This is a genomic window from Niallia circulans NBRC 13626, assembly GCF_001591585.1.
Taxonomy (GTDB): Bacteria; Bacillota; Bacilli; order Bacillales; family Cytobacillaceae; genus Niallia; species Niallia circulans.
This window is the reverse complement of sequence record NZ_BCVE01000002.1, coordinates 363752-376619: the sequence shown is the minus strand read 5'-3', so window position 1 is coordinate 376619 and position 12868 is coordinate 363752. Positions and strand designations below refer to the sequence as shown.

Here is a 12868-nt window from a genome sequence, read left to right as displayed (position 1 = left end):
TTGCTAAAATGAATAGATAAGATATGTATTAGGGGGAAATGGATAGATGGATTCCTTAGTTCAATTAATAAAGTCTGCTAATTATTTTGTTATATTTACTGGTGCTGGGATGTCTACGGAGAGTGGATTGCCTGATTTTCGATCTGCTAATAAGGGATTATGGACTGCTGAAAAAAAACAATACCTTTCCAGTACGAGTGCCCTAAATAATCATGTGCAAGAATTTATTGAGTTTTATCGTAACCGAGTTCAAGGTATTCATGAATTTAAGCCGCATCATGGCTATTACATATTAAGTGATTGGGAAAGAAAAGGCTATGTAAAACAAATCATCACACAGAATGTGGATGGATTTCACGAAGAAGCAGGAAATCAGAAAGTTGCTGAATTGCATGGAACATTAAAAAAGGTTCATTGTGAAATATGTGGAAGGAGCTATCCTAGTGATGAATATTTACATGACAACTATTCATGCAGTTGTGGAGGAATATTAAGACCTTCCATTGTACTTTTTGGAGAAATGCTCCCAGAACAGCCATTTTTGAGAGCGGAAGAGGCGGCCATAAATTCTGATGTCTTCTTAGTTTTAGGATCCTCTTTATCCGTTTCACCAGCAAATCAATTTCCCTTACTTGCAAAGCAAACAGGGGCTAAACTTATTATTATTAATAAAGAGCAAACTCAAATGGATGGCATTGCTGATATTGTCATTCATGAATCAATCGGAAAGGTATTAGAAGAAATTAATCTTAAGCTGTAATGTTCATCAATTGGCTAGGAATAAATAAGATTGATGGATAATCATAAAAAAAGAAAAATAGTACAAAGAAAAGTAGCTGAATACGTTTAAATCCATTGCAAACTTTGATATATCGAGATAATATAAGGGAATGGACTAAATTTGAAACCGTAAAAGAGAGGAAAGTAACATGTCAAAGAATTTTAAACAGGATGTACTATCTCGTCGCACCTTTGCGATTATTTCCCATCCGGATGCTGGAAAAACGACGTTAACGGAAAAGTTATTACTATTCGGCGGAGCAATTAGAGATGCTGGAACAGTAAAAGGGAAGAAAACAGGAAAATATGCGACAAGTGACTGGATGGAGATAGAAAAGCAAAGAGGGATTTCTGTTACATCAAGTGTGATGCAATTTGACTACAAAAATGCACGAGTAAATATTTTGGATACACCGGGACACCAAGACTTTAGTGAAGATACTTATCGTACTCTAACAGCTGTGGATAGTGCTGTGATGATTATTGATTCGGCAAAAGGAATAGAGGAACAAACGTTAAAGTTATTTAAAGTGTGTAAGATGCGAGGTATCCCTATTTTTACATTTATTAATAAATTAGATCGCCAAGGGAAGCCACCTCTTGAATTACTTGCGGAATTAGAAGAAGTAATGGGAATCGAGTCTTATCCAATGAATTGGCCGATTGGAATGGGGAAAGAATTTTTAGGTATATATGATCGTTTTTATAATCGAATTGAGCAGTTCCGTGTAGAAGATAAGGAAAGATATGTTGATCTAAATGAAGATGGTGAGATTGAAGGAGATCATCCAATTAAACAGGATTCTTTATATGATCAAACATTAGAAGAAATTATGCTTTTAAATGAAGCTGGAAATGAGTTTTCTGAGGAGAAAATTAATAATGGTGATTTAACACCTGTATTTTTTGGCAGTGCATTAAGTAATTTTGGGGTACAAACATTTTTAGAAACATATTTGCAATTTGCACCGTCTCCACAAGCTAGAAAATCTACCATTGGAGAGATTGATCCTTTATCAGAAGAGTTTTCGGGGTTCATTTTTAAAATTCAAGCGAATATGAATCCAGCTCACCGTGACCGTATCGCGTTTTTACGTATTTGTTCTGGGAAATTTGAAAGAGGCATGACGGTTAATTTACCTAGAACAGGGAAGCAAGTAAAGTTAGCGCAATCTACACAATTTATGGCAGATGATCGAAGTACAGTTAATGAGGCGGTTAGTGGAGATATTATTGGGTTGTATGATCCAGGTTTTTATCAAATTGGCGATACATTAACGGTTAGCAAGAATGCTTACCAATATGAAAAACTACCTCAATTTACACCTGAGCTTTTTGTGAAGGTAACGGCAAAGAATGTAATGAAACAAAAACATTTCCATAAAGGCATTCAGCAGCTCGTACAAGAAGGTGCAATTCAGTTATATAAGACTGTCAAAACAGAAGATTATTTGCTGGGAGCAGTTGGTCAGCTACAATTTGAAGTATTTGAGCATCGAATGAGAAATGAGTACAATGTAGAAGTAATTATGGAGCATGTAGGTTCAAAAATTGCCCGTTGGTTAGTGGATGAAGAGGTAAATGAAAATCTTTCTAGTGGAAGAAGTCTGCTCGTAGAGGATCGCTACGGCAAAAAAGCATTTTTATTTGAAAATGAATTTGCATTAAGATGGTTCCAAGATAAAAATCCAGAAGTGAAATTATATAATCCGATGGATGAACAAGAATAATTCACTAAAAGAAGAGATTATTACAAAAGTATTCTACCTGTTTTAAATGGAGATTCTTTTGTAATAGTCTCTTTTTTTATGTAATGGAAAATTAGCTCTATGTTGAAATGATGTCAGATTTTCGAACATATGAAAGGGGGAGGAAGGGAGAAGGAACAAGTGTTTATTATCAAAATGTAGCTTTTTGTTATGTTGAAATAATTTTTATTTGATGGAACGTAGATATATACGATCTTTTTTCTGATATAAAAGCTGAGGGATGGTTTTTGTATCGAGTAAAAAAGAAAGTCTTTCGGTATACGAATTACTGATATATAAGGTTTTTGTAAATCTAAATAAAAACGAAAACGTTTAAATTATTTTCATAATTAAAAGTTTTCAAAAAACTATTTGTAATTCTAATAAAAATAGGTATAATAAAAACATGATGTTACAAAAGTTAACAAACAATTGTTAAATGAGTTGGCTTTTTAACTTCTAATAGGACTGATACTAACATTTGATGTAATAAGAGTATTCTTGTAAATATAATAGATTGAATATTCTTTTAATTAGAGTTTGCTAGTATCATAAAAACAAGATATAGGGGGATATATTGTATGAAGAAAAGTTTGTCGCTTACTTTTAGTATTTTATTAGTGCTTGTTCTAGCTTTAGCTGGCTGCTCAAGTAAGTCAGGATCAGATGGGGAAAGTACTAATGGTGCAAAAACAAGTTCTTCTAAAAGTTTACTTGAAACCATTAAAGATAGAGGGACATTAAAAGCAGGTGTTAATGATGCTCTTCCTGGTTTTGGCTACATAGGTTCAGATGGAAAAAATACTGGTTTTGATGTTGATTTTGCAAGAGCAATTGCAGCGGGAGTTCTTGGAGATCCTTCCAAAATTGAGTTTAGACCACTATCAGCTACAGACCGCTTTACGGCTGTTCAATCTGGTGAAGTAGATGTATTAATTCGTAATACAACTTGGACAACAAACCGTGATGCTGAAGTGGGGCTAAGTTTTGCTCCAGTTACTTTCTATGATGGGCAGGGAATAATGGTTCCAAAGGATAGTGGAATCAAAACACTGAAAGATTTAGAGGGTAAAACAATTGGAGTAGAAACGGGAACAACAACCGAATTAAACTTAGCTGATCAGATGAAAGCAGCTGGTGTTAACTATACAGCACAAACATTTGATAATGCAGATGCTGTAATTGCTGCATATGAACAGGGTTCTATTGATGCTTGGACAACAGATAAATCAGGATTAGTTTCTCGCCAGTCTACTTTGCAGGATCCAGATGCTCATATTATTTTAGAAGAAACATTATCAAAAGAACCACTAGCTCCAGCTGTTAAGGATGGAGACGAAAAATGGGCGGATGCAGTATCATGGATTGTATATGCAACCATTCAAGCGGAAGAATTCGGTATTACCTCTAAAAACGTAGATGATTTCTTAACTAGTGAAAACCCAGAGATTAAGCGTCTTTTAGGAGTGGAAGGTAATCTAGGAGAACAGCTAGGCTTAGCCAATGATTTTGCCTACCAAGTAATTAAACAAGTTGGTAACTATGGTGAAATATACGAGCGAAATTTAGGCCCTGACACAGTGTTCAAATTAGAGCGTGCACAAAATGCGTTATATACTGATGGGGGATTATTGTACTCTATTCCATTCCGTTAATAGGTAATAACAGATAAAAATATGGGGGGTCTCAAAAACCAAAGTGTCTAATCTATTTGAGATACCCCCTATTCTTTTAAGTGAGAGGTGAGAAATAGTGGAAATGAAAAAAACAACATCGACTCCTCTTTGGAGAAATAGAAAAGTGGTCCCGATAATTAGTCAAATTATCTTTGTTCTAATTGTAGGAATAGTAATTGCCTTTATGGTGAGAAATGTAATATCAGGTCTTGAACAAATAGGTTTAGTATTAGGATTAGACTACTTAAATTTAAAAGCATCTTTCCCTATAGCAGAATCTATTATTAGTTATACACCTGACGATCCTTATACACGTGCTTTATTAGTAGGATTATTAAATACACTTAAGGTTTCCGTTTTTGGGATTATCCTTGCAACTATTATTGGAGTCATTGTAGGAGTTGCGAGATTATCAAACAACTGGTTAGTCAGTAAAGTGGCAACAGTATATGTTGAAGTTTTTAGAAATACACCATTATTGGTTCAAATTTTCATTTGGAATTTTGCTGTTTTTTTACCAATGCCGAAAATTCAAGATGCTATATCGGTTGGGCCGTTTTATTTTTCAAATAGAGGTGCCTCTATTCCGTGGTTTACCTTACAGGATAATACGCTAATCTGGCTTGTCATTCTAATTTTTTTAATCGCAGGAAGCATAATTTTATTCAAAAAATTAACCAAAGTATCGATAGAATCAGGTAAGTCTACATATCCGTTCATTTCAAGTGTGGGATTAATAGTAATTGGAACGATAATTATCTATATTATTTTAGGAAATGGACCACTTGGTTTTTCTGTTCCTGTATTTAATGGTAATTCATTTGAAGGAGGAACGTCATTATCCATCGGGTTTATGTCTGTTTTAGCTGCCTTAACAATCTATACATCAACCTATATTTCTGAAATTGTTCGTGCAGGAATAATGGGGGTTCCAAAAGGGCAGACAGAAGCTGCTAAAGCGCTTGGATTTAAAAGTCATACAGCACTTCGTTTAATTATTTTTCCGCAAGCAATTAGAATCATTATCCCGCCATTAACAAGCCAATATTTAAATTTAATAAAAAACTCAAGTTTAGCAATGGCTGTAGCATATCAAGATATTGTTGGAATCGGAAATACAATTATTAACCAGACAGGACATACATTAGAAACTTTATTAATTGTTATTTCTGTGTATTTATTATTTAGCTTAACTACATCACTGTTAATGAATATTTTTAATAAAAAATTCCAGCTGGTAGAAAGGTAGGGAGGTAAATGGATAATATACAACTGAATACGGAACCAGTTTTGGAAACGAAAAAATTGAATAAACAAAAGAAATTACAATTATGGCTGAAAAATAACTTATTTAAGGATTGGAAAAATGCTATTTTAACGATTGTCACATTAATGGTTACTATTTCTTTGCTTACGAGAATAGGTAAGTTTTTATTGGCAAGTGAATGGGGAGTTGTTACTGACAATTTAAGGCTCCTCTTTGTCGGACAATTTCCAATAGAAGAAATATGGAGGTTGTGGATATCTCTTCTGTTATTATCAGTGTTTTTAGGTACTACTTGGGGAGCTTGGAGAGGGATTATCGGACATGTTGCCATTAGTCTTAGTATTCTTCTAGTTATATTTGGAGTAATTCCTTATACGGCAATGGAATCAAAAGTATATTTATTTACGAGTGCAGCAGTGATATTCCTTTTTTACTTTATCGGAAAATATGTTCCGAAGTTAAAAATCCCCCTCCTAATATTATGGATTTTATATATACCGATTACTCTTTCTATTATTAATGGGTTTGGTGTACTTGAGCCAGTAAAAACAAATATTTGGGGAGGATTTTTATTAACGCTTGTTATCGCTTCGGTTGCAATTATTTGTTCTTTCCCATTAGGTTTACTCCTAGCAGTGGGGAGACGAAGTAAACTGCCTATAATCAAATATTGCTGTATTCTTTATATAGAATTAATCCGAGGAATGCCGCTGATTATGGTGTTATTTATTGCCCAATTATTGCTGCCGATGTTCCTTGGGGGAATCGAACTAGATAATGTAGTCCGGGCAATGATAGCATTCACTTTATTCAGTGCGGCCTATTTAGCAGAAAATATACGTGGAGGCCTGCAATCAATACCGAGAGGACAATTTGAAGCAGCGCAAGCTCTAGGATTAAATAATTTTAAGGTAATGATTTTTGTCATATTGCCACAGGCTTTAAAAGCAGTTATCCCAGCTATGGTTGGTCAATTTATTTCCATCTTTAAAGATACATCTCTAGTTGCGGTTATTGGATTAGCAGATTTTCTTGGAATGGGAAAAAAAATTGCTGCAAATCCGGAATATTTAGGTAAATATATGGAGTTATATATTGTGATTGCTTTTATATACTTCATCTTCTGTTTCTTAATGTCGCATGTAAGTAAGCATATAGAAAAATCACTTGGTGTAGGGACGAGATAGAAAGGAGAATGAGAGGATGGAAAGTGTCTTTAGTGTAAATAAATTGTCGACGCCTCTAAATGAGAGAGAGGATATTATTAAAGTTACTAAATTGAATAAATGGTATGGAGACCACCATGTATTAAAAGACGTAGATCTTACGGTAAAGCAAGGGGAGGTAATTGTAATTTTAGGACCATCAGGTTCTGGTAAGTCAACCTTTATTCGTACGATAAATGCTTTAGAGGAATTTCAAAAGGGGCATATAACGGTTGATAATATTGCATTAACAGATGATTTGAAAAACATTGAAGAAATTCGGAAAGAAACGGGAATGGTGTTTCAATCATTTAATTTATTCCCTCATATGACTATCCTAAAGAATATCTCTTTAGCACCAATTTGGGTGAGAAAGTGGAAAAAAACAAAGGCAGAACAAATTGCGAAAGAATTACTTGAAAGAGTTGGTATTCCAGAACAAGCAAATAAGTATCCAGGACAATTGTCAGGTGGACAACAGCAACGTGTTGCAATTGCACGAGCATTAGCGATGCAGCCGAAGATTATGCTGTTTGATGAACCTACTTCTGCACTAGATCCTGAAATGGTAAAGGAAGTATTAGATGTTATGAAAACTCTAGCAGAGTCAGGCATGACCATGTTGGTGGTAACACATGAGATGGGTTTTGCAAGACAAGTGGCAGATCGAATCATCCTTTTTGATAAAGGCGAAATTGTAGAAACCGGAAAACCGGAAGAACTATTTGATCATCCGAAGCATGAACGGACAAAAGCGTTTTTATCTCAGATATTATAAAAAGAGCCCTAGGGCTCTTTTTTAGTGTTTATATGAAATATGGATCTCTATAAACAGTATTTTCATCCATTTTTTTATTTTGTAAAAATATAACAATTTATTTTGAATAAAATATCAAGATTTCGCTAAAAATGTAATAGTAGGTATAGAAAAATAGATGGTGATACCAATGAAGGGCCTAAGTAGAATTGAAGCAATCATGTGGAGTATAGCTTTACCTGGTTTTAGTCAGTTATTATTGAAAAAATATTGGAAAGGAACACTATTAGTTATCTTAGAATTTATTATAAATGCGAAAAGTAATTTTAATTTAGCTATTATGCTGAGTTTTTGTGGCAATATCCAAGAGGCAATTGAAATTATCGACTTTCAATGGATATTGTTTTATCCGTGTTTATATATGTTCGCAATGTGGGATGCCTATAAGGAAGTTATGGAATCAGAAAATGAATATGCTTTCTTACCATTTGTGTTTTGCGCATATTTTGTTACCGTAGGTGTTTTTTATTCGACGCAAATGAAGTTATTTGGAGTATTGTTAGGTCCTGTATTTTTGCCCATGGTATTTTTGATACCTGGAATCATTAGTGGGTATGTAGTTAAATATTGCTTAATTTATTTTAGAAAAAAGAAACATTCTTAAAGAGGAAAATGATGATTGACTAAGAAAAAAGGGGAAAGAAATACAGATAGAAAAAAAATATCAGTAAAATTAAAAAATATGCAAAAAACCATTGGCAAATAGTTCAATATTGTATATAATTAATACATATTAATATTTGTATACTACTCAAAGGGGAGTAGCTTTTAGGTTTAATACCTAAAACAAAGTCGTCAGTTCATGGCATATGCCATCGGCTTTGTTGGCATATTAGTGCTTAGCAAGACCTTTGCCTATTTGGCAAAGGTCTTTTTTTGCGCACTTTTGTACATAATAACGAAAGTCGTAGCAAAACCTGCTAATAGGAGTATACAAATAAAAACCTAAAGGGGGAAATTTTATTGGATGCAAGCATGTTACTAGAGTATGGGTGGGTTTTACTGATTCTTGTTGTTTTAGAGGGGTTACTAGCAGCTGATAATGCGGTTGTAATGGCTGTTATGGTTAAGCATTTGCCCGTAGAACAACAAAAAAAGGCACTTTTCTACGGATTATTGGGTGCTTTTGTATTCCGTTTTGCTACTTTATTTATGATTTCTTATTTAGTGGATGTTTGGCAAGTACAAGCGATAGGGGCGCTTTATCTTCTCTTTATTGCAGTGCATAATATTTACGGAAAGTATGCGAAGAAGAATGAAGACGATAAAGACAAGAAGCCGAAGAAACAATCCGGTTTCTGGATGACTGTTTTTAAAGTAGAATTAGCAGACATTGCTTTTGCGATTGATTCCATGTTAGCAGCGGTTGCCCTTGCGATTACATTACCAAAAACAAATTGGTTTACGCTAGGCGGCATTGATGGAGGACAATTCTTAGTTATGTTCCTTGGGGGATTAATTGGATTGATCATTATGCGTTTTGCTGCAAACTGGTTTGTGAAGTTACTTCATTCTCGTCCATCTCTAGAAACAGCAGCATTTTTAATTGTAGGCTGGGTTGGGGTGAAATTAGCAGTATTTACGTTGGCACATCCATCGGTAGGATTCTTAGATGAGCATTTTCCGGAATCGAAAATATGGAAAGGAATCTTCTGGTTCGTGCTAGTAGCTATTGCAGTTGGTGGATATCTCTTCTCCAATAAAGAAGCAGTTAAAGCAAAAGAAAGTAATGCATAAGCATGATGAAAAAGCCATCCATTAGGAATGGCTTTTTCTTTTTGCTCAGGACTTTAGTTCAGCAGATTTAACTTATTGCGTTTTTCCAGATAACTCTGCCTGCGCTTGTTGGACAAGTCTTTTTGTTATTTCTCCCCCAACAGAACCATTAGCACGTGAAACAGTATCAGATCCTAAATTCACACCGAATTCTTGCGCAATTTCATACTTAACACTATCTAAGTATTGTTCAATTCCTGGAACTAATAATTTATTTCGAGAAGCCATTTTTGTTTCCTCCTTATGAATATATAGTACAGTTTATTTATCAATTAATTGTTTCCAAAAAAGTAATGATAAATGATTCTGTATTAATAATATGTGGATTTATTTTTAGTTCATTAGTGGTAAAGTTTGTGTATACGGGAGAAAATAGGATTTATTGTTGTTTATAGGTTAACCTAGCCTATAGGGAAATCTCCATTGCTTCATTAATTAATAGTACTTAAAAATAATCAAGCTAATCTTAAAAGTTTCCTAAACATTTAAGATTAGCTTGAACGTCGAGGGATAGATAACTTATACTGTTTAATATCTATGATAAATAAAGCCATCATTAAATAGGATATATGGGTAGCTTCAAAGAAAGGAATTGTTTTTTAATGGGCAAGAAGTTTAAGTTAGTCCTTCAAAATTTGACTCCTGCGCAGATGATAACCAGTTATTATGGTTTAGCTGTCAGCATATCGGTTTTATTATTAAGTTTACCAGGAGTACATAAAGAAGGAGTAACAGTTTCCTTTATGGATACATTGTTTACTGCTGTAACGGCAGTAAGTGTAACAGGACTTACTGTAATTAATATCGCTGAAACGTATAGTACATTTGGAATAATAATATTAATGTTTGTTCTGCAATTTGGTGGTATTGGAGTAATGGCAATAGGTACATTCTTTTGGATGATTCTTCGTAAGAAGATTGGTTTAAGAGAGAGACAGTTAATAATGATTGACCACAATCAATCTAATCTTTCAGGTCTCGTCAATTTAATAAGAGAAATTATCAAAATCATTCTTATTATTGAAGTATTGGGTGCTATTATACTTTCAATGCAATTTCATAATTATTATCCTACCTGGGGGGATTCGATTTTACATGGAACTTTTGCCTCTGTTAGTGCGACAACCAATGGAGGATTAGATTTAACAGGAGAATCACTTACTCCCTTTAAGGATGATTATTTTGTCCAACTTGTTAATATTATTTTAATTACATTAGGAGCAATTGGATTTCCCGTGCTTATCGAAGTGAAAAATTACCTGTTTCCAAAAGAAGGGAAAAACCATCTAAAGTTTTCTTTATTCACTAAGTTAACAACCATTACTTTCGGTTTTCTTTTACTATTTGGAACGATTATGATTATTGTCTTAGAATGGGGTAATTATTATGCAGGAATGAGCTGGCATCAAATATTCTTCAATGCCTTTTTTCATTCTACCTCCACTCGAAGCGGCGGTTTAGCAACAATGGAATTAAATGAGTATTCTATGACAACTTTGCTTATCTTTTGTTTTCTTATGTTTATTGGTGCTTCCCCAAGTTCAGTTGGAGGAGGTATCAGAACAACAACCTTTGCATTGAATATCTTATTTATTTATCATTATGCAAATGGCAATAGGTATATTAAGATATTTAAACGAGAAATTCATGAAGAGGATATTATAAAATCATTGGTTGTAACGATATTTGCGATTGGTATTTGTCTTGTCGCTGTCATTGCCTTATCTATTTCTGAAAAGGCGTCCCTTATTGTGATTCTTTTCGAAGTTTGTTCTGCATTTGGAACAACTGGACTTTCTTTAGGATTAACACCAGAATTATCTACCTTTGGTAAGTGTGTAATTATGCTGCTTATGTTCATCGGAAGAATAGGGTTAACTTCTTTTATCTATATTATTGGAGGGAAAGAGAAAAAGGATAACTTCCATTATCCAAAAGAACGGATCATTGTTGGATAAGGGTAAGTAAGAAGTGAATGGAGCTGTCTATTTTGACAGCTCCATTTTTTTATGATTGTTTGACAAAAGTAGGAAAGCATATCTTTTTTTTTACATGTGGATAATAATGATGTAAATGGAAAGGAGAGATCATAATGGCTAAGAGAAAAGCTGAAGTTAACAGTGTAGAAAAATACAGCAAGACGCCAAAGAAAAATACGCAGGAAACAGAATTTTCCGCTGAATTTAGTAGGGGCGAAAACCCAATCAAAGGTGCTAATCGTAATGCAAAGCATGGAAGAGAGGGACAATAAATGGCGAAAAAAATAAAAAAACGACAACAGACAGAAGCTTCAAATGTAGAGTTTGGCCAAGAGTTTGGTGATGTTAATGCAAGTAAATTCTATGATACAGGAGCCTTAACAAAGGATAAAACAAAGAGAGCAACTAGAAAAAAATAAAAAATTTCCCATCAGTAAATTTCTTCACTGATGGGAACAAAAAATTATCTATTAGTTTGAAGAGAGCGCTGAACTCTTGAGAATAGCTTTTTTAATTTAGAACTTTTTAATTCAATAATAGGCTGTGTAAAGGAAATAATTATATTGCTTGAAAGCAGTACTGTAATTAAGAATGATACAATTATAATCATCACATATGACCTAGGTGATTCAAAAATATCTGGTAAGTCACTTTGTCTAAAGAGACGGATAAAAAAGCCATGAAGTAAATATACATATAATGTTGATTTTCCGAACTTAGTAAAGAAATATTCCTTTTTTGGTACACAAGCAAAAAAGCAAAAAATCATCAGAAAACTTAATAGATAGAAAAATAATCGAATAGCCATTCCTATAAAATAACCTTCTCCAAGGGCTTCATAAGATTTTGATCCGAATAACCATTGATAATTAACAGTAGGGAATAGGTGAAATCCTATAAAAACAATCGTGAAAATAACAATAGCTAGGATGGTTGCTTTTTTTGTTTTTACTGAAGCAAAATGATCTTTTTTCATATAAAATCCTATTAAGAATAAAGGGAAGAACACAAAGGTTCTCGTTAAGCTTAAATAGCTGGACGTCCAATCGATCATACCAATCGCTAATCCTAGTATAAAGGAAAGTAAGATTCCATGTATAGGCTTTAACTTCACAAACGCTAGTAAAAAGATGTTCCAAAAAAACAAACTAATTAAAAACCATAAGGACCAATGTGGGGTCAACGGTTCAATGGCAAAAGTTGACTTTCCATATAGAAAATAATAAAAAATGCTGTATACAAGTTGGAAGATAAGGTAGGGAATGATTAGTTTTTTTGCATATTTTTTTATATATCCCTTTTCCGCTATCCCTTTGGCAAAAAATCCCGAAATAAGAATAAATGCTGGCATATGGAAAGTGTAAATTACTTTATATAGCGTATAAATATTTTGATTGTCATTTATGAATGATTGGATAAAATGACCGAAGACAACGAAAAAAATCAAAATAAATTTTGCATTATCAAAGTAGTAATCCCGTTGTTTCATAAACTCATCCTTTCATGAACGGAAATATCGTATATTTCATTTCACTAACTATATATAACACAAATTCCATTGTTTTAATCCCCTGTCGTTAATCTGTTAACTAAATAACTTCTGTTTATTACATAATTGCA

At 33.5% G+C, this 12868-nt stretch carries 13 protein-coding genes and 1 riboswitch; of the genes, 11 read left to right on the top strand and 2 right to left on the bottom strand.

Annotated features, from left to right (window positions below; genetic code table 11):
* Positions 1 to 46 precede the first annotated feature (46 nt).
* The 8 genes from BCI01S_RS04215 to BCI01S_RS04180 all read left to right on the top strand — a co-directional run bounded on the left by BCI01S_RS04215 (position 47) and on the right by BCI01S_RS04180 (position 9230).
* Positions 47 to 760, top strand: a complete 714-nt coding sequence (locus BCI01S_RS04215; RefSeq protein ID WP_061796824.1) for an NAD-dependent deacylase — start codon at positions 47 to 49, stop codon at positions 758 to 760.
* Positions 761 to 929: 169 nt separating this feature from the next.
* Positions 930 to 2510: a peptide chain release factor 3 gene (locus BCI01S_RS04210; protein WP_047942940.1), complete on the top strand. Its 1581-nt coding sequence runs from the start codon at positions 930 to 932 to the stop codon at positions 2508 to 2510.
* A 599-nt stretch (positions 2511 to 3109) separates the two neighbouring features.
* Positions 3110 to 4183 (top strand): amino acid ABC transporter substrate-binding protein, encoded by a 1074-nt coding sequence (locus tag BCI01S_RS04205; RefSeq protein ID WP_047942941.1) that lies wholly within the window; start codon positions 3110 to 3112, stop codon positions 4181 to 4183.
* A gap of 145 nt (positions 4184 to 4328) precedes the next feature.
* Positions 4329 to 5453 carry an amino acid ABC transporter permease gene (locus tag BCI01S_RS04200; protein ID WP_309325270.1) on the top strand — a complete coding sequence of 375 codons (1125 nt, stop codon included), beginning with the start codon at positions 4329 to 4331 and terminating at the stop codon, positions 5451 to 5453.
* An 8-nt stretch (positions 5454 to 5461) separates the two neighbouring features.
* Entirely contained in the window at positions 5462 to 6658 is a 1197-nt protein-coding gene (locus BCI01S_RS04195) for an amino acid ABC transporter permease (RefSeq protein ID WP_061796822.1), read from the top strand.
* Positions 6659 to 6674: 16 nt separating this feature from the next.
* Positions 6675 to 7454 (top strand): amino acid ABC transporter ATP-binding protein, encoded by a 780-nt coding sequence (locus BCI01S_RS04190; RefSeq protein WP_047942944.1) that lies wholly within the window; start codon positions 6675 to 6677, stop codon positions 7452 to 7454.
* 169 nt (positions 7455 to 7623) lie between these two features.
* Complete coding sequence (locus tag BCI01S_RS04185; protein WP_047942945.1) at positions 7624 to 8097, top strand: hypothetical protein; 474 nt, start codon at positions 7624 to 7626, stop codon at positions 8095 to 8097.
* 140 nt (positions 8098 to 8237) lie between these two features.
* Positions 8238 to 8334: riboswitch (yybP-ykoY riboswitch) on the top strand.
* Between the two features lie 122 nt (positions 8335 to 8456).
* A complete protein-coding gene (locus BCI01S_RS04180) occupies positions 8457 to 9230 on the top strand; it encodes a TerC family protein (protein WP_047942946.1) in 774 nt (257 codons plus the stop codon).
* A gap of 72 nt (positions 9231 to 9302) precedes the next feature.
* Here BCI01S_RS04180 and BCI01S_RS04175 read toward each other — a convergent pair whose 3' ends face one another.
* On the bottom strand, positions 9303 to 9497 hold the full coding sequence (locus BCI01S_RS04175; RefSeq protein ID WP_047942948.1) for an alpha/beta-type small acid-soluble spore protein: 195 nt from the start codon (positions 9495 to 9497) through the stop codon (positions 9303 to 9305).
* Positions 9498 to 9871: 374 nt separating this feature from the next.
* Here BCI01S_RS04175 and BCI01S_RS04170 point away from each other — a divergent pair, with 374 nt between their 5' ends.
* From BCI01S_RS04170 to ykzE, 3 genes are all read left to right on the top strand, one after another.
* Positions 9872 to 11227, top strand: a complete 1356-nt coding sequence (locus tag BCI01S_RS04170) for a TrkH family potassium uptake protein (RefSeq protein WP_047942949.1) — start codon at positions 9872 to 9874, stop codon at positions 11225 to 11227.
* Positions 11228 to 11361: 134 nt separating this feature from the next.
* Positions 11362 to 11520: a protein YkzP gene (gene ykzP, locus BCI01S_RS25600; RefSeq protein ID WP_164463606.1), complete on the top strand. Its 159-nt coding sequence runs from the start codon at positions 11362 to 11364 to the stop codon at positions 11518 to 11520.
* Positions 11521 to 11667 (top strand): protein YkzE, encoded by a 147-nt coding sequence (ykzE, locus tag BCI01S_RS25595; RefSeq protein WP_162837585.1) that lies wholly within the window; start codon positions 11521 to 11523, stop codon positions 11665 to 11667. It begins immediately after the preceding gene.
* Between the two features lie 44 nt (positions 11668 to 11711).
* Here the strand turns inward: ykzE and BCI01S_RS04165 are convergent, their stop codons facing one another.
* The gene (locus tag BCI01S_RS04165) at positions 11712 to 12737 is read right to left on the bottom strand and encodes an acyltransferase family protein (RefSeq protein ID WP_061796820.1); all 1026 of its coding nucleotides are present in this window, start codon (positions 12735 to 12737) and stop codon (positions 11712 to 11714) included.
* Positions 12738 to 12868: the final 131 nt, after the last annotated feature.

What these genes read in the sequence shown, in the direction of transcription:
- BCI01S_RS04215 (WP_061796824.1), top strand. Translation starts at nt 47, where the DNA reads ATGGATTCCTTAGTTCAATTAATAAAGTCTGCTAATTATTTTGTTATA.
- BCI01S_RS04210 (WP_047942940.1), top strand. Translation starts at nt 930, where the DNA reads ATGTCAAAGAATTTTAAACAGGATGTACTATCTCGTCGCACCTTTGCG.
- BCI01S_RS04205 (WP_047942941.1), top strand. Translation starts at nt 3,110, where the DNA reads ATGAAGAAAAGTTTGTCGCTTACTTTTAGTATTTTATTAGTGCTTGTT.
- BCI01S_RS04195 (WP_061796822.1), top strand. Translation starts at nt 5,462, where the DNA reads ATGGATAATATACAACTGAATACGGAACCAGTTTTGGAAACGAAAAAA.
- BCI01S_RS04190 (WP_047942944.1), top strand. Translation starts at nt 6,675, where the DNA reads ATGGAAAGTGTCTTTAGTGTAAATAAATTGTCGACGCCTCTAAATGAG.
- BCI01S_RS04185 (WP_047942945.1), top strand. Translation starts at nt 7,624, where the DNA reads ATGAAGGGCCTAAGTAGAATTGAAGCAATCATGTGGAGTATAGCTTTA.
- BCI01S_RS04175 (WP_047942948.1), bottom strand. Translation starts at nt 9,497, where the DNA reads ATGGCTTCTCGAAATAAATTATTAGTTCCAGGAATTGAACAATACTTA.
- BCI01S_RS04170 (WP_047942949.1), top strand. Translation starts at nt 9,872, where the DNA reads ATGGGCAAGAAGTTTAAGTTAGTCCTTCAAAATTTGACTCCTGCGCAG.
- ykzP (WP_164463606.1), top strand. Translation starts at nt 11,362, where the DNA reads ATGGCTAAGAGAAAAGCTGAAGTTAACAGTGTAGAAAAATACAGCAAG.
- ykzE (WP_162837585.1), top strand. Translation starts at nt 11,521, where the DNA reads ATGGCGAAAAAAATAAAAAAACGACAACAGACAGAAGCTTCAAATGTA.
- BCI01S_RS04165 (WP_061796820.1), bottom strand. Translation starts at nt 12,737, where the DNA reads ATGAAACAACGGGATTACTACTTTGATAATGCAAAATTTATTTTGATT.